Raw genomic sequence first — 14,703 nt, 5'->3', positions numbered from 1 at the left:
GTAGAGAAACTTAATCCGGAGTCGAACTTAGTTCAATTGCGCTAAGCCAATTCGAGGTTCACGATGGGGCTTGTGAACGAGATGGTCGTGGTGGCAGCCACGGGAGGTTGGATCGGCGCGATCGGGACGGTCGGCGCCTACGCGATGGTGTCGCAGCGGCGGATGGAAGCTCATTCCCTGCGCTTCCAGACGATCAACGTGGCCTGCGCGGCCTTGCTGTCGGTGAGTGCACTGAGCGTGCACAACTGGCCCTCGATGGCGAGCAACCTGGTGTGGATGGCCATCGGCGTGCACGCCCTCCTCGGTGCCCGGCAGGCACTGCGCGCGGCCGTGGCCAACCGTCTCCGCCTGGTGCGGCTGCACGGTGACGAGCAGCCGCCGACATCCGGTCCTGCCGACGACGTCATCCTCGCCGCCTGAGCCGACTCCTCAGCCCAGGCCGTACGTCGCCAGCGGGTGGAGCAGCTCGCGCTCCTCGTAGGACAGGTGCGAGAGCAGGGTGTCGCTGAGCAGGTCCACCGCACTCGAGAGCTGCTCGAGGCGTTCGCTGGCTTCGCGCGGCTCGGCACCGACGAGTCCGACCAGGGCCCGGTCGACCTGTTCGAGCACCTCGGCAATCACCTCGTGCTCCTCGGCCAGCCGGTCGACGACCGGGGCGGCGTCGGCGTCGCGTTGGCGCAGGAACGCGAACATGCTGCGGTCCTCCAGGGTGTGGTGCCCGGTGACGATGCGGCAGTAGGACTCGCAGTAGGCGCCGAGGGTCCAGTTGTTCTGGCGCATCGTCATCGTGTTGATGACCGATCGTGCCTGGCCGACCTGGAGCAGCCCGCGGCGTACCTGGTCGACGACGTCGCGCAGCTGGGTCAGCTCGGCCCGCAAGGCGTCGTGGATGTCGATGAGGTGCTGGGGGTAGGCCTGCTGCGCCTCGGAGTACGACGCGTCGGCCGGCGCCGGATAGCGGGGACGGGTGGACTCGTTCCAGGGGAGCTCGGTGCCGAACCGGCTGCGCGGTGGCGGCGTCGGGGTGACCGTGATGGCGTCGGGCTCCTCGGACTGACGTCTTCGCGTCGGAGCAGCGCCGCTCACCCGCAGGCCGCGCTCCTCCTCGACCTGGTCGCGCACCGCCGGGGCCACCTCGAGGGCGAACCGGCGGACGAGGTCCGCGTCGTCGGTGCCGAGGATGAACGTCGAGATGCCCTCGTCGATCGCGAGCCCGGCCAGCTGCTCGGCCCAGTCGCGCGGCGTGCCCTGAAGGAAGCCGGCGCCGGACCCGAACCGGCCGAACACGTTGTACATCCGCCGGATCGCCTGCGGTCCACGCCCGTTGGCCTCGGCCCGCTCGTCCATCGCCGCGTTCATGGCGGCGAGCTGGTGCGGCTCGGCGTAGCCCATGGAGGGGATCCATGCGTCGGCGAGGTCGGCCGTCACCCGCAGCATCCGCGGCTTGTAGGCCCCCAGCCAGACCGGGATGTCGTGAGCCGGTCGCGGACCGCCGTGCAGACCCTTGACCTGGTAGTGCTCACCGTCGGCGTGCACGGTGTCGCCCGACCAGACCTGGCGGATGACGTCGATCGCCTCGATGAGCGCATCGACCGCCTCCTTCGGCGTACGACGTGGCCCGCCGGCCGCCACGATCGCGTCCCAGAACGCGCCTGCTCCGAGGCCGAGCTCGACCCGGCCGGCGCTGAGCAGGTCGAGGGTGGCGGCGCTCCGCGCCAGGATCACGGGCGAGCGCAACGGCACGTTCGCGACGTTGGGGGCCACCCGGATCGCGCTGGTGCGTGCGGCGATCACCGAGAGCAGCGTCCAGGTGTCGAGGTGGCGGCCCTGGTAGGGGTGGTCCTGGACGGAGACGAGGTCGAGCCCGCTGACCTCGGCCAGCTGGGCCAGCTCGAGGGTGTGCTCCGCGGCGGTGGCGTCGGGACTGGGAAAGATCCCGAACTGCAGGTAGTGGCCGTAGTCGGGCATCGCTCTCCTCGTCAGTCCGCGATCGTGTTCAGCCGCGCCTGGAGACGCAGCATGGTGGGAACTCCGCGGGAGGTGACCGGCATTCCCAGGCGTCGCTCCAGTGCATAGGTGGCGCCGCTGGTCCGTTCGATGTCGTTGAGGCTCACGGCATGCAGCGCGTCGGCGCGTACGACGGTCAGCCCTGCGCCCGGCACCTCCCAGGGGAGTGGCTCGGGGAACGGGTCGGGTCCGTCGAACAACGAGACCTCGGCCTGCGTACCTGTCTCCAGCTCGAGGTCGAGGGATCCACGGGACCGGTCGCACGATCACCGCGTCGTCGTACCCGCAGACGGGGGTGAGCAACCGGACCGCCTCGTCGGCGAGTGCCTGCGCGTCGCCGTCGTGCTCGAAGACGATCGTGCCGTTGACCTGGAAGTTGGTGGCGCTCGTCGCCCCGGCTCGCTCGAAGGCGTCGAGCAGCTCCGGCCGGGTGGGACTGTTGCTGCGTCGTTGTCCGAGGTTGAGGTTGCGGAAGAAGGCGACGGAGCGACTCACGAGGTCATGGTGCCGCAGCTCGCTGACGGGCACGGTAGGCCCGGGTCTTGACGACGTTGCCGCAGCCGTACTCGCACCAGGCGCGCGACCTGTTCTTGGAGTGGTCGTAGTAGGCCCACTGGCACTCGTCGTAGGCACAGATCTTCAGCCGCCACCAGATGCCCTCGCTGGTGGCCTCCTGGGCGGCGAGGCCGATCCGGGTCAGCGCGCCCCGGACGCCACCCGCGGTCGTGCGCAGCGCCGGTCCGGCCTCGGTCCAGTCGAGCGCGATGGGCAGCTCACGCAGCGCTCTCGCGAGCTCGGGCAGCGCGTCGGTCGCACCGTCGTGGTTCGCCGCCAACGCCGTGCGGAGCCCGGCGCGGAGACGTCGGGCCAGCGCGAGGTCGGCCTCGGTGGCGCGGGCGTTGCTGTCCAGCAGCCCGGCACGCAGCAGGTGGCGCGAGAGCTCCGCGCGGGTGGTCAGCTCGTCGACGCCGGTCTCATGGTCGGTCGTGTTCACGAAGTCACGCACGACCGCGATCGGAGCAGGTACCTCAGGTCGGGGCAGGTCCTCGGTCACGACACCAATATAAGGCTTTTACCGGTCACAGCGAGCACGACACCGGCGTAGCGTCATTGCTGGTGTTGGAGTCGAGAGGAGGGATGTCATGTACTACGTGACCACAGTGATCCAGAAGCTGTTCACGCCCGACAGTGAGATGCGTCGGGCCGAGCGGTACCACGCGCGCCAGCGCGCCGCAAGGAAGCAGCCACGGGACCGGACGTAGCGGGGGATGGTCCAGGTCACACACCGTTCTCCGAGAGGACATCGGCCACGATCACCCACCCCGGGGGCGACTCATGTACTCGGGGGGCGGTGCAACACCCGAATCGACCATGAGTACCCGGCTCACCGGGTATCCCGTCAGCCCTCTCAGGAACGCCAGGTGTCCACGACCTCGTCGCGGACCTCGACCGCCATGTCCTCCATGTTGCACAGGACCACGACGTGCAGCTCGTCGTCGGGCCAGCGGTTGACGATCACGGTCACCCCCGGGTCGCCGCCGCCGTGCCCGTAGCGCCCGTCGGGGTAGAGGTGCACGCCGTAGCCCTCGAAGAAGCCGTCGCCGGCGTCGGCGTGCGGGGCCAGGACGCGGTCGAGCTGGTCACCCAGCAGGGTGCCGTCGGCGTACCTGTGGAGGAAGCGGTCGAGGTCGCCGGTGGTGCTGAAAGCGCCTCCGTCGGCGCCACCGACGACCGGGATGCGGTAGACGTTCGTGCGCCACGGCTCGTCGGGGCCTGAGCGCGGCAGGTAGCCGACGGCGACGTCGGGGAGCGCCTCGTCGAGGCGGAGGAAACCGCTGGCGGTCATCCCGGCACGGTCGAACACGCGCTCCTGCACGACGTCGGTGAACGGCCGTCCGGAGAGCTCCTCGATGACGAGGCCGAGCACGATGTAGCCGGCGTTGCAGTACTGGAACTGCGTGCCGGGCTGGCGGTACGGCGGCAGGTCGCCGAAGAGCGGCAGGAAGTCGGCCGGCCGTTCGATGGAGTACGACGGGATCCGCTCCCACAACGAGCCGTAGTCCTCGAGGTAGGCCGGTGAGTCCTCGTCCTCCTCGCAGTAGTCGGCGATCCCCGAGGTGTGGCACAGCAGGTGGTGCACGGTGACCTCGGGCAGCAGGGTCGCCGGCCGGCGACCCGGAGGCAGCACGTCCACGACTGGGGTCTCGAAGCGCACCGCTCCGGCCGAGACGAGGTCCACGACCGCGACGGCGGTGAACATCTTGGTGACCGAGGCGAGCCCGAACCGGGTGGCCGGGGTGACCGGGGTCGAGGTCGCTCGGTCGGCCATGCCGTAGCTGCCCTCGAACACGACCTCGCCGGCCTGGGTCATCAGCACGCTGCCCGAGAAGTCACGCGCGTCCACCCAGGAGCGCAGCAGCGCGTCGAGCTCGGCGTAGGACATCAGGCGATCCGGGGAACGTCGGCGAAGGAGCCTTGCCCGTGCTCCCGACGGACAGGACAGAGCTGGGCGTAGCTGGACATCGCACCCTCCCCAGGTGAGTCGGCCTCCAGTAGACGCCGGATCGGGGACGGCGGCCAGTGCATATTCAGATCCGCCCGTGGCACCCGTCTGTCACTGGCCGGACCCTAGGGCTTGGGCAGCAGACCGTTCAGCCAGTCCAGCCCGTCGCGGATGGTCGCCTCGGAGCCGTCACCGAACGCGGTGTCGATGCCGAGGTACCTCAGCCCGACCAGCGCCAGCGTCCCGAGCGCGAGCACCAGTCCGAGAGAGGCGAGCAGGCCGCCTGCGACATCCGGCCTGCTCGCGCGGGCCAGCCCGATGATCGAGGCCACCAGAGCGACAGCCGCCAGACCGGCACTGAACGTCATCCACAACGAGAACGGCACGGCCAGGATGGCGGCAAGCCCCAGCACGAAGGCGGTCACGGCTGCGCCCGAGGTCTGCACGGCCCGCGCGGGCGAGCGGTCGAACAACGTCGCCAGCTCGCCGGAAGAGAGGATGTCCTCCCCGAGATCCTGCTGCGTCATGGGCGAATCGTAGGTCCGCCGTCCCCGGTTCTCCGGTCAAGCGAGCGTGTCGTGCAGGCGCCGGTTTCAGCCGCGCATGGTGCCGGCGAACCAGCGTTTGGTCCAGGGGTGGTCGCGGCGGACGTGCTGACCGCTGCCGGGGGAGTGCACCATCACGGCGCGCCCGTGGTTCCACTTCAGGAACATCGCGGCGTGGTAGACGCCTCCGCCGTCGGTGAAGAACATCAGGTCGCCCCGGCGCAGCTTGCCCTTGGGGATCCGGTGGGCGCGCTTGGACTGGGCCGACGCGGTGCGCGGCAGCTTGATCCCGGCCTTCTGGTAGCTGTACTTCATCAACCCGGAGCAGTCGAAGGATCCCGGTCCGGCAGCGCCGTAGCGGTAAGGGTCGCCGATCTGCCGCAGCGCGACGGACGCGGCTCGCAGCACCTTCTGCTGGCGGGCCGACGACGGCTTGCTCGTGGCCGTGGCCGCGGAGGCGTCGGTGGCCGGGGCGAAGGCACTGGCCGCGGCCAGGATCGCGAAGGCCAGGAGCGGGACGGTGAGGAGGGTGCGCAAGGGCCGAGCCAGTGCGGGCATGGGTGCTGTCCTTTCCCACGCCTGTGAGGTGAGCTGTCGGGTTGGAGCGAGAAAGTGCTCCGTCATCCGCGGATGACTTCACCCCGAGCACGTCCAGGTCAGCGGACCGACCTGGCCGAGCGTGGAACCTGTGGGTCCCCCACTCCTGCCCGAACCTGTTCGTGGGGACACCCCGGATCGGGCAGGACTCGGCGTTCCCGGGGTGGCTGTTCGACCCCGGCAGGCTATGACACGGGGTGCCCACCCCGTCCAGCACCCCGGTGGAGCACCATCGCGCAGTGAGGAGACCGTTCGCCACCGTCGCGGCCACCGCCGAGGAGATCCGGGCGCCCCGAGCGGGTGACGACGTGGTGCCGGACGCCGACGTCGTGATGGACCGCGGCTTCGAGGCGCGCGGGACACCGGAGCAGGTGTGGCCGTGGCTGGTGCAGCTGGGCAAGGGCCGCGGCGGGTGGTACCTCCCCCGGTCCGTCGAACGGTTCGTGCCCCGCTCTCGTCGCGCCGCGCGAACCGTGCAGCCGCAGTGGCAGGGACTGCAGGTCGGCGACGTGATCCCCGACTACGGCGGTCCCGAGGAGTACTTCGAGGCGGTCGACGTCGAGCCCGCCCGGCACCTCGTATACCGGTCCGAGCGGGGCCGGATGCGGCTGTCGTGGTCGATCACGCTGACGGCGTACGACGGCAGGACCCGGGTGCACCTGCGCCTCCGGCTCGGTCCCGTACGACGGGTCTGGCTGGCCGAGACGGTGGGGGAGCTCTTCGATGCGATCACCATCGCGGGGATGGCCGCCGGCCTGCGCGAACGACTGCGGAGCTGAGCCTCAGAGGTCGACGGACTCGCTGTGCCCGCTCGGGCGCTCCCCGGTGATCTTGGTCTTGGCGAACGCCAGTGCCGATGCCACCCGGCCGCCGGGGGTGTCCCAGTACTCGGCGGAGTCCGGGTCGATGCGGAGCAGCGCCAGGTCGGGTGAGTCCTTGCCCTCGGGGAACCACGCTTCGACCATGGAGTTCCACAGCTCGTCGGTCTTGGCACGGTCGTGGACGACGGTGCCGTGACCCGCGACCGACAGCCAGGTGGAGCCGTCGCTGAAGGCCAGGTTGACGCGCTTCTCGGCGTTGATGTTGCCGGCCTGCTCGCTGGTGGAGTCGATGAAGAACCAGGCCTGACCGGTGTCGGTGACCTCCTGCGGGGTCATCGGGTGGGAGTGCAGCCGGCCCTGGTCGCCCACCCCGATCGAGGTGAGCATGCAGAAGCGGTCGCTGCGCATCATCTCCACGACCTTCTGCTGTGCCCGGTCGGTGTCGGTCCGGTCGGTGGCTGCTTCGTCGCTCATGCCTGCGTCGTACCCAGCACACCGACCGGCACACGGTCAGGGGCCCCGCTCAAGAACTGAGGCGCTCCTCGAGGCGGACGAGCACCGAGTCGCCCTCCTCCTTGCCGATCCGCTTGCGGATGGCCGCCTTCACCGGGAGCTTGTGGGTGCCGTCGCCGAGCGCCATGAACGAGCTCTCGAACGGCTCACCGTCGAAGGTGCCACGCACCTTGACCAGCCCGCCGGTGCCGAAGAACTCGGCCGACCCGGGCATCACCACGTAGGTCCACCCACCCTTGGCGGGACTCTTCTGGAGCGGGGCGGTGAACTCCTCGTCGAGCCGTCCCTGTGGGTGCGCTGCTTCGCTCATGACAGAACTCTCCTCCGGCGCCCGCGCGGGCGCCACACCCAGACAGACCCGCGCTGGACCGCCCACTCATCGGCGTGTCGACGGCGTGTCGGCACCTCACGGTCCACCGGGATGTCAATCCTCCGGAAACCCGGCGGTAGTCCGCCATTTGGACTAGTTTCCAACGTCATGACCCTTTCCCGCCGCCATGTTCTGCGCGGGGCTGTCGCCCTCGGTGCCGCCGGAGCTGTCGCCCCCTTCATCGCCGAGAGTGCCGACGCAGCAGCGTTGTCCGCGCCGGGCGTCGTCCATGACTGCATCATCGTGGGGGCCGGCCTCTCCGGCCTCGCCGCCGCCCGCCAGCTGACCGCGGCCGGGCGCAAGGTCATGGTGCTCGAGGCGCGCGAACGCCCCGGTGGGCGTGTGGTCAACGTCAAGACGATCAGCGGCAACCTGCACTTCGACGGGGGTGCCGAGTTCGTCGGCCCGACCCAGGACCACATCCGTGCGCTGGCCAGCGAGTTCCACGTCGACGAGCAGGTCACCTACAACGAGGGCAACAACCTGTTCTCGGTGGACGGCACCGTCACGCCGTACCCCGCCGCCATCGGTATCCCGGTCGACCAGACCGCCCCCGAGGTCGTGGCCGGCATCACCAAGCTGACCACCATCTGCCTCAGCATCACGCCCGGCAAGCCGTGGGAGCACCCGCTGGCGGTGTACTGGGACTCGATCACCTTCAAGCAGTGGATCGACCGGACGGTCATCACCGCGGAGGCGAGGCTGCTCTTCGGGCTGATCTGCTCCTCGACGCTCTCGGTCGGGCCCGACGAGATCTCGGCGCTGTTCATGTTCAGCTACATCGCCTCGGCCGGCAACGCCGCCAACCCCGGCGACATGTTCCGCCTGCTCAACACCGACGGTGGCGCCCAGGAGCGCTTCCTCGACGGCGGGGCCTACCGGATCCCCGAGGCGATGGCCAACACGCTGGCCGGGAAGATCGTCTACAACGCGCCGGTCAGCACCATCGACACGCGCAGCGGACGGGCGGTGGTCAGGACCGAGGCCGGGACGTTCACCGGCAAGCGCGTCATCGTGGCGATGAGCCCGGCGATCGCCGGCCGGATCAGCTACCCGGGTGGGCTGAGCGTCGCCCGGAACCGGCTGCACGCGGGCACCAGGATGGGCTACGAGGGCAAGTTCCAGGCGGCGTACGACACGGCCTTCTGGCGCGATGCCGGACTCTCCGGCCAGGTCATCGGCAACGGCAGCCCGATCGACATCACCTTCGAGACCTACAGCCAGGGCAAGCACTGGCTGATGGGGTTCATCTCCGGCGACAACATGCGGCGCCTCGACGGTGCACCGCCCGCAGTCCTGATGAAGCAGTGCATGGACAGCTTCGTGGACTACTTCGGACCGCAGGCGCGGAGCCTGGCCGTCGACCGTGGCTTCAAGCGCTGGGACTACGACGAGTACTCGTGGGGTGGCCCGACCGGGCTTCCGGCACCAGGTCTGCTCATCCGTGCCGGCACCGCCCTGCGCCAGCCCAACGGGCTGATCCACTGGGGCGGCACCGAGGCGGCGTTCTACTGGCAGGGCTACATGGACGGCGCCGTCACCTCCGGGTACCGGACCGCCGACGAGGTCCACGCCGCGCTCAGCTGACCGCGCTCCACCGGGTCTGCTGATCCCCGGGTCGTTTGAGAACGCCCGGGATGTGGGTACGAGCAGCAGATGACGTTCTGGGAGGGGCGTCGGCCCCGGTGGTCACGGCTGCGCAAGCCTGATGCCGTCGAGGTGGCCGACTGGGCGCAGCATGCCAAGACCGCACTGGCCGGGGTGATCGCCTGGGTCGTCGCGATCGACGTGCTGGGGCTCGACCAACCCTTCCTCGCACCCTGGGCAGCCGTGCTGGTCGTGCACGCCACGGTCTACCGGACGGTCTCGCGCGGCGGACAGCAGATTGTCGCGACGTTCCTCGGCGTCCTGCTCGCCTGGGCGTCCGGCAGCCTGTTCGGCGTCGGGCCCCTCGGCATGGGCGTGATGCTGGCCGTGGCGTTCCTGCTCGGGCGGCACCGGTGGCTGGAGGAGGAGTCCACGACGGTCGCGACCACCGGGATCGTCGTACTCGCCACCAACGTGATCGGTGAGTCGCACCTGCTGGCAGGTCGACTGCTGGACACCTCGGTCGGCGTGGTCGTCGGCCTGGCCGTCAACCTCGTGGTGTGGCCACCGCTGCGCGACCGGGCGGCGCGGACCTACGCCCACCACCTGCCGCAGCACCTCGCCGACACACTCGGCTTGATGGCCACGGGGCTGGGCGACCCGGGCCGCGACCTCGACCAGGACGACGTCGAGGCCTGGATGCGCAGCTGCCGCGAGGTCGACCTCGACATCGACCACGCCTGGGGGCTGCTGCGGCAGGCCCATGAGAGCAGTCGGCTCAACCCGCGGCGCAGCCAGCCCGACGACCTCGAGGAGATGCGCCGCGCACTGCAGCTCCTGGAGGAGGCGGTGGCCGAGGCGATCAGCCTGGCGCGCACGATCGGCACGAGTGCGAAGGACGCCAATGTCTGGGACGACTCGTTCCGCACCGAGGTGCAAGGGCTGCTCACCACGTCGGCGACGGCCATCGCGGCCGGCGACGAGACGGCCCTCGTGGAGGTACGGGACCAGCTCGGCCGGCTGGTGGGCGACCTCGCCACCGATGCCCTGGCGCAGTCTCACTGGCACGAGTACGGCGGGGTCGTGGTGAGCCTGCGCAACATCGTCGACGCCGGCATCGAGCTCGCCCCGTGGACTCGTCAGGCCGGGAGCTCGCTGCGGCGTCGCGCGCGCTACGACCTGCCCGGCCCCGTACGCCGTCGCCCGCACCTGACTGTCAGTCGCCGGGACTAGTCTCCGAAGACAGTCACCGAGAGGAGCCCTGTCATGGGCAGCACGCTCAACCCCTACCTCAACTTCAAGGACAACGCGCGCCAGGCGCTGGAGTTCTACCGCGAAGCCCTCGGTGGAGAGCTCCACGTGAACACGTTCGGCGACTTCGGCGACGACTCCGGGCCCGAGGCCGACCTGATCATGCACGGGCAGCTCGAGACTCCTGCGGGCTTCACCCTGATGGCCTCCGACACCCCGCCCGGCATGGAGGCCGGCGAGTCCGGCGGCTTCGCGGTCAGCCTCAGCGGGGACGACGAGGCCGAGCTCCGCGGCTACTGGGACAAGCTCTCCGAAGGCGGGGAGGTCACCGTGCCTCTGGAGAAGCAGATGTGGGGCGACACCTTCGGGATGGTGACCGACAAGTTCGGGGTCGGCTGGATGGTCAACATCGCCGGCGAGGGCCAGGGCTGAGCCTCGTTTGGCGACCACCGCGCCGGGTACGTCCCGAGCAATGACGCCCGCCGACCGACCTTCCCCCGAGCACCAGCGACCCGACGGCACGGACGATGCCACGGTGGCCGCGCTCGGGAAGCTGTCCGAGGCGTTCGAGGTGGTCGAGGAGGCGCGTGGGCTGCTCTACGCGTTCCACCGTCGCTGCGGCACCGCCGACCTGACGCTCGGTGAAGCGGTCGACCAGCTGCGCGAGGCCGGTCACGGAGACCTCGCCGACCGGATCGAGCGCGAGCTGGTCGGGCGCAACGTGCTCGAGGGTCGCTGGAGCTTTCAGATCGTCGAGGAGTACGACGACACCTACTACTCGGCCTTCCGCGACCTCGAGCACTCCGCTCGTCAGGAGCTGGTGTCCGGACGACGCCACCTGTTCGAGGCGGAGATGAAGGAAGACCGCCGTACCCATGGGCGTCGTCACCACGAGGCGACCGCCGTCCCCACGACCGACAACGAAGGAACCAGATGAAGCTCCAGCGCAGTGTCGACACCACGGCCGCACCGGCAGCGGTGTTCGCCTACCTCAGCGACTTCACGACCACCAACGAGTGGGACCCGGGCACGGTCAAGACCGAGCGGGTCTCGGGTGACGGCGGGGTCGGCACCACCTACCACAACACCTCGAAGTTCATGGGTCGCGAGACCGAGCTCACCTACGAGGTGGTCGAGCACCAGCCCGACTCACGGTTCGCCCTGCGTGGCGAGAACTCCTCGGTCATCGCCAACGACACCATGGAGATCGCCCCCGCCGGGGCCGGTTCCCGGGTCACCTACACCGCCGACTTCGAGTTCAAGGGTCTCGGCAAGCTGGTGGCCCCGCTGTTCAAGCCGGCGTTGAAGAAGCTCGGTGACGAGGCCGAGTCCGGCCTGCGCGAGGCCCTCGCCAAGCTCTGAGCAGGCTGGCCGCTACTGACGCCCGGGTCAGTGGAGGCGCTGACTACGGTGGAGCCATGGCCTCCCTCCCCGAGCTGCTGGCGTCCGGCGTCGACACGTTGATGGATCGCACCGTCGCGCCGGGGTTCACGCGGATCGGGCCGGCCGTGCGCAGCCGGCTCCCGGGGTGGCCCGAGGACCCGTCGCCCGGTGCACTGGCCGGGAGGACGGCCGCGGTCACCGGCGCGACCTCCGGCCTCGGCCTGGCCACCGCGGAGGGGTTCGCCCGTCTCGGGGCGGCCGTGCGGCTCGTCGTACGTGACGAGGTGAAGGGTGCCGACGTCCGTCGCCGCCTGGAGTCGGCCGTGCCCGGCGCCGAGGTGCACGTCGACCGCTGTGACGTCTCCGACCTCGAGGACGTACGCCGGTTCGCGACCGCACTCGACGTGGACCGCCTCGACGTGCTCGTGCACAACGCGGGCGCGATGCCCGCGACCCGCACCGAGTCAGCGCAGGGGCACGAGCTGACCATGGCGCTGCACCTGCTCGGCCCGGTGCTGATGACCGAGCTGCTCGTCCCGACCCTCGCCGGCCACGGCGCCCGGACGATCTTCGTGACCTCGGGCGGCATGTACGGACAGGCGCTGCGCGCGGACGACCCGGAGTACCGCCGAGGCGACTACTCCCCGACGACTGCCTACGCCCGCAGCAAACGCGCCCAGGTGGAGCTCCTGCCGCTGCTGGCGCGCCGGTGGTCCGGCGCCGGCATCGGGGTGCACGCCACCCATCCGGGCTGGGCCGACACTCCGGGAGTGGAGGAGTCCCTGCCGCGGTTCCACCGGTTGACCGGGCCGTTGCTCCGGGACGCGGAGGGCGGGGCCGACACCACCGTCTGGCTGGCCGCCACCGCCCCCCAGCCACGCTCGGGCCAGCTCTGGCACGACCGGCGACCCAGGCCCACGCACCTGCTGCGGCGCACGCGGACGGGCGACGCGGAGCGAGGCGCGATGTGGGACTGGGTGCGGCAGCAGGCCGGCCTGGATGCGTGACGGTTAGATTGCCGGTGTGAACGGGCGCGACGAGACCGAGGTCGAACGCGCCGACCGCAATTGGTCCGAGCTCATCCAGGAGCTGCGGGTCGCCCAGACCGGCATCCAGGTGTTGGCCGGGTTCCTGCTGACGCTGCCGTTCAGCCAGCGCTTCGCAGAGATCAGCGACCTGCACCGGGTGGAGTACCTGGTCGCGTTCAGTCTGGCGGTGCTGACCATCGGGCTGATGACCGCACCGGTCTCGCTGCACCGCGTGCTCTTCGCCAAGCACGAGAAGCAGACCCTCGTGCGCGTCGGCGCCTTCTTCGCCAAGACCGGACTGGCTTCCCTCGGGCTGACGCTGGTCTCCGTCGTCGTGCTGATCTTCGGCGTGGTGGTCGACGACACCGCCGGCTTCGTCGCCGGCGGCCTGGTGTTCGTGTTCTACGCCCTCGGCTGGGTGGTCCTGCCGCTCGTGCTGCTGCACCGGTCCGAGCCCTCGTGAGGCACACCGACTGGCTGCTCTCCACGTCGGAGCGCGCCAACGCGCAGACGCGGCTGGACGACCGGCACCCGGGCGAGACGGCCTGGTCGGAGGGCAACCTGGTCCGGACCCTCGTCCACGGCAGCACCTACTTCGCCGAGCTCTACGAGCGGATCGAGGCTGCTCGACCGGGCGACCTCGTGCTGTTCACCGACTGGCAGGGCGACGCCGACGAGCAGCTGACCGGGGAGCCCGGGTCCGAGGTGGTCGAGGTCCTCGGGCGAGCCGACGAGCGGGGGGTCGACGTACGCGGCCTGATCTGGCGTTCCCACATGGAGATGCTCAACTTCAGTGCCGAGGAGAACCGGCTGCTCGGGCGGCAGCTGCAGAGCCGGGGCGCAGAAGCGCTCCTCGACATGCGCGTGCGCACGGGCGGTTCGCACCACCAGAAGCTGGTGGTGATCCGCTACCGCGACCGACCGGAGGACGACATCGCCTACGTCGGCGGGATCGACCTGTGCCACTCGCGGCGCGACGACGCCGAGCACCTCGGCGACCCGCAGGCCCTCGAGATGGCGCCCGAGTACGGCGAGACGCCGCCGTGGCACGACGTGATGGCGGCGATCTCCGGGCCGGCGGTGTACGACGTCGAAACGGTGTTCCGCGAGCGGTGGGAGGACCCGACCCGGCTCACCCGGCACCCGCTCTACTGGACCCAGGACAAGCTGCTCCGCATGGACATGTCGCCCGACCCCCTGCCCGAGCAGGCGCCACCTCCGCCCTCACCCGAGGGAGCCACGCACGTCGTCCAGCTGCTGCGGACCTATCCCAACCTGCGGCGCGGCCGCGACTACCCCTTCGCCCGTGGCGGGGAGCGGAGCGTCGCGCGCGGCTACACCAAGGCCGTCTCGAAGGCGGAGAAGCTGATCTACGTCGAGGACCAGTACCTCTGGGGCCACCACGTCGGGGACCTGTTCACCGAGGCGCTGCACCGACACCCGGACCTGCGCGTGGTCGCGGTGGTGCCGCTGTTCACCGACCAGGCGGGGTTCATGGCCCGGACGCCGCAGCTGCTCGGACGGGTCCGCGCGATGCGCCAGATGCAGCAAGCCGCTCCCGACCGGGTCGCGATGTACGGCATCGAGAACCACCGGAGCACGCCCGTCTACGTGCACGCGAAGGTGTGCCTGATCGACGACACCTGGGCCACGACCGGGTCGGACAACTTCAACCGCCGTTCGTGGACCCACGACTCGGAGCTGACCGCAGCGGTGGTGGACCCGTCGGCGGACGACCACTCTCCGTACGTACGCCGGCTGCGACTCGCCCTCGCGGCCGAGCACCTCGACCGGGAGGTCGATGACGAGTCGTTGCTGGAGGTGATGGGTGACTGTGTCGACGCCGAGGGCATGTTCGCGGCGTACGCCGAGACCGCCCGCCGCCTCGACGACTGGCACGCCAACGGTCAGGTCGGCCAACGACCCCCCGGCCGCCTCCGCCGCCTCCAGGAACCCCAGCTCGGCCCCCTCACCCGGGCCGCCGCCAGGATCCCCTACCTGCTCCTCCACGACCCCGACGGGCGACCGAAGCCGCTGCGGAAGCAGGACGGGTACTGAGGGCCTCGGTTTCCCCGGACGTCCGGGGAAACCGAGGGCT

18 protein-coding genes, 1 pseudogene and 1 riboswitch are annotated in these 14,703 nt (G+C 70.2%); of the genes and pseudogenes, 10 read left to right on the top strand and 9 right to left on the bottom strand.

The genetic code is table 11. From position 1 onward, the window contains the following. The first annotated feature begins 63 nt into the window (after positions 1-63). Positions 64-420 carry a hypothetical protein gene (locus H976_RS28620; protein ID WP_155918064.1) on the top strand — a complete coding sequence of 119 codons (357 nt, stop codon included), beginning with the start codon at positions 64-66 and terminating at the stop codon, positions 418-420. A 9-nt stretch (positions 421-429) separates the two neighbouring features. Here H976_RS28620 and H976_RS0107945 read toward each other — a convergent pair whose 3' ends face one another. The 7 genes and pseudogenes from H976_RS0107945 to H976_RS25175 all read right to left on the bottom strand — a co-directional run bounded on the left by H976_RS0107945 (position 430) and on the right by H976_RS25175 (position 5,613). Then, positions 430-1,968, bottom strand: coding sequence for an LLM class flavin-dependent oxidoreductase (locus H976_RS0107945; protein WP_027861110.1), 1,539 nt, complete (start codon positions 1,966-1,968; stop codon positions 430-432). Between the two features lie 11 nt (positions 1,969-1,979). Then, positions 1,980-2,207: a hypothetical protein gene (locus H976_RS0107940; protein WP_027861109.1), complete on the bottom strand. Its 228-nt coding sequence runs from the start codon at positions 2,205-2,207 to the stop codon at positions 1,980-1,982. Positions 2,208-2,277: 70 nt separating this feature from the next. After that, a pseudogene (locus tag H976_RS31100) lies at positions 2,278-2,502 on the bottom strand (DUF1697 domain-containing protein); the annotation flags it as partial. A gap of 4 nt (positions 2,503-2,506) precedes the next feature. Then, positions 2,507-3,061, bottom strand: a complete 555-nt coding sequence (locus H976_RS0107935) for a CGNR zinc finger domain-containing protein (RefSeq protein WP_051276439.1) — start codon at positions 3,059-3,061, stop codon at positions 2,507-2,509. Between the two features lie 354 nt (positions 3,062-3,415). Further along, complete coding sequence (locus H976_RS25180) at positions 3,416-4,450, bottom strand: serine hydrolase (RefSeq protein ID WP_051276437.1); 1,035 nt, start codon at positions 4,448-4,450, stop codon at positions 3,416-3,418. 185 nt (positions 4,451-4,635) lie between these two features. Further along, positions 4,636-5,037, bottom strand: coding sequence for a hypothetical protein (locus tag H976_RS0107920; protein ID WP_027861107.1), 402 nt, complete (start codon positions 5,035-5,037; stop codon positions 4,636-4,638). Positions 5,038-5,103: 66 nt separating this feature from the next. Beyond that, on the bottom strand, positions 5,104-5,613 hold the full coding sequence (locus H976_RS25175) for a C40 family peptidase (protein WP_051276435.1): 510 nt from the start codon (positions 5,611-5,613) through the stop codon (positions 5,104-5,106). A gap of 3 nt (positions 5,614-5,616) precedes the next feature. Further along, a riboswitch (cyclic di-AMP (ydaO/yuaA leader) is annotated at positions 5,617-5,817 on the bottom strand. A gap of 74 nt (positions 5,818-5,891) precedes the next feature. Between H976_RS25175 and H976_RS0107910 the strand changes: the two genes are divergently transcribed. Beyond that, positions 5,892-6,431 carry a hypothetical protein gene (locus H976_RS0107910; protein ID WP_036225228.1) on the top strand — a complete coding sequence of 180 codons (540 nt, stop codon included), beginning with the start codon at positions 5,892-5,894 and terminating at the stop codon, positions 6,429-6,431. Positions 6,432-6,434: 3 nt separating this feature from the next. Here the strand turns inward: H976_RS0107910 and H976_RS0107905 are convergent, their stop codons facing one another. Continuing rightward, on the bottom strand, positions 6,435-6,947 hold the full coding sequence (locus H976_RS0107905; protein ID WP_051276433.1) for a pyridoxamine 5'-phosphate oxidase family protein: 513 nt from the start codon (positions 6,945-6,947) through the stop codon (positions 6,435-6,437). Positions 6,948-6,996: 49 nt separating this feature from the next. After that, complete coding sequence (locus tag H976_RS0107900; RefSeq protein WP_027861104.1) at positions 6,997-7,296, bottom strand: DUF1905 domain-containing protein; 300 nt, start codon at positions 7,294-7,296, stop codon at positions 6,997-6,999. A 168-nt stretch (positions 7,297-7,464) separates the two neighbouring features. On the opposite strand from H976_RS0107900, the gene H976_RS0107895 reads away from it, so the two are divergent. The 8 genes from H976_RS0107895 (at position 7,465) to H976_RS30990 (ending at position 14,663) form a co-directional block, all read left to right on the top strand. Next, on the top strand, positions 7,465-8,943 hold the full coding sequence (locus H976_RS0107895; RefSeq protein WP_027861103.1) for an FAD-dependent oxidoreductase: 1,479 nt from the start codon (positions 7,465-7,467) through the stop codon (positions 8,941-8,943). A gap of 69 nt (positions 8,944-9,012) precedes the next feature. Continuing rightward, positions 9,013-10,176, top strand: coding sequence for an aromatic acid exporter family protein (locus H976_RS0107890; protein WP_027861102.1), 1,164 nt, complete (start codon positions 9,013-9,015; stop codon positions 10,174-10,176). A gap of 33 nt (positions 10,177-10,209) precedes the next feature. Beyond that, positions 10,210-10,626: a VOC family protein gene (locus H976_RS0107885; RefSeq protein WP_027861101.1), complete on the top strand. Its 417-nt coding sequence runs from the start codon at positions 10,210-10,212 to the stop codon at positions 10,624-10,626. A gap of 40 nt (positions 10,627-10,666) precedes the next feature. Next, the gene (locus tag H976_RS0107880) at positions 10,667-11,131 is read left to right on the top strand and encodes a hypothetical protein (RefSeq protein ID WP_027861100.1); all 465 of its coding nucleotides are present in this window, start codon (positions 10,667-10,669) and stop codon (positions 11,129-11,131) included. Continuing rightward, complete coding sequence (locus H976_RS0107875) at positions 11,128-11,556, top strand: SRPBCC family protein (protein ID WP_027861099.1); 429 nt, start codon at positions 11,128-11,130, stop codon at positions 11,554-11,556. The genes H976_RS0107880 and H976_RS0107875 overlap by 4 nt, the downstream gene beginning before the upstream one ends. Positions 11,557-11,612: 56 nt before the next feature. After that, positions 11,613-12,584: an SDR family NAD(P)-dependent oxidoreductase gene (locus tag H976_RS0107870; protein WP_027861098.1), complete on the top strand. Its 972-nt coding sequence runs from the start codon at positions 11,613-11,615 to the stop codon at positions 12,582-12,584. A 16-nt stretch (positions 12,585-12,600) separates the two neighbouring features. Beyond that, positions 12,601-13,068, top strand: a complete 468-nt coding sequence (locus H976_RS0107865) for a DUF6328 family protein (protein WP_196804000.1) — start codon at positions 12,601-12,603, stop codon at positions 13,066-13,068. Further along, on the top strand, positions 13,065-14,663 hold the full coding sequence (locus H976_RS30990; protein ID WP_027861096.1) for a phospholipase D-like domain-containing protein: 1,599 nt from the start codon (positions 13,065-13,067) through the stop codon (positions 14,661-14,663). The genes H976_RS0107865 and H976_RS30990 overlap by 4 nt, the downstream gene beginning before the upstream one ends. Positions 14,664-14,703: the final 40 nt, after the last annotated feature.

It is taken from the genome of Marmoricola sp. URHB0036, from assembly GCF_000426045.1.
GTDB lineage: Bacteria > Actinomycetota > Actinomycetes > Propionibacteriales > Nocardioidaceae > Marmoricola.
The sequence above is the reverse complement of the archived record's forward strand: the minus strand, read 5'-3'. Positions and strand labels throughout refer to the sequence as shown.

Excerpts from the sequence above, each read along its gene's own strand:
- H976_RS28620 (WP_155918064.1), top strand. The coding sequence starts at position 64 with ATGGGGCTTGTGAACGAGATGGTCGTGGTGGCAGCCACGGGAGGTTGG.
- H976_RS0107945 (WP_027861110.1), bottom strand. The coding sequence starts at position 1,968 with ATGCCCGACTACGGCCACTACCTGCAGTTCGGGATCTTTCCCAGTCCC.
- H976_RS25180 (WP_051276437.1), bottom strand. The coding sequence starts at position 4,450 with ATGTCCTACGCCGAGCTCGACGCGCTGCTGCGCTCCTGGGTGGACGCG.
- H976_RS0107920 (WP_027861107.1), bottom strand. The coding sequence starts at position 5,037 with ATGACGCAGCAGGATCTCGGGGAGGACATCCTCTCTTCCGGCGAGCTG.
- H976_RS25175 (WP_051276435.1), bottom strand. The coding sequence starts at position 5,613 with ATGCCCGCACTGGCTCGGCCCTTGCGCACCCTCCTCACCGTCCCGCTC.
- H976_RS0107905 (WP_051276433.1), bottom strand. The coding sequence starts at position 6,947 with ATGAGCGACGAAGCAGCCACCGACCGGACCGACACCGACCGGGCACAG.
- H976_RS0107900 (WP_027861104.1), bottom strand. The coding sequence starts at position 7,296 with ATGAGCGAAGCAGCGCACCCACAGGGACGGCTCGACGAGGAGTTCACC.
- H976_RS0107895 (WP_027861103.1), top strand. The coding sequence starts at position 7,465 with ATGACCCTTTCCCGCCGCCATGTTCTGCGCGGGGCTGTCGCCCTCGGT.
- H976_RS0107890 (WP_027861102.1), top strand. The coding sequence starts at position 9,013 with ATGACGTTCTGGGAGGGGCGTCGGCCCCGGTGGTCACGGCTGCGCAAG.
- H976_RS0107885 (WP_027861101.1), top strand. The coding sequence starts at position 10,210 with ATGGGCAGCACGCTCAACCCCTACCTCAACTTCAAGGACAACGCGCGC.
- H976_RS0107880 (WP_027861100.1), top strand. The coding sequence starts at position 10,667 with ATGACGCCCGCCGACCGACCTTCCCCCGAGCACCAGCGACCCGACGGC.
- H976_RS0107875 (WP_027861099.1), top strand. The coding sequence starts at position 11,128 with ATGAAGCTCCAGCGCAGTGTCGACACCACGGCCGCACCGGCAGCGGTG.
- H976_RS0107870 (WP_027861098.1), top strand. The coding sequence starts at position 11,613 with ATGGCCTCCCTCCCCGAGCTGCTGGCGTCCGGCGTCGACACGTTGATG.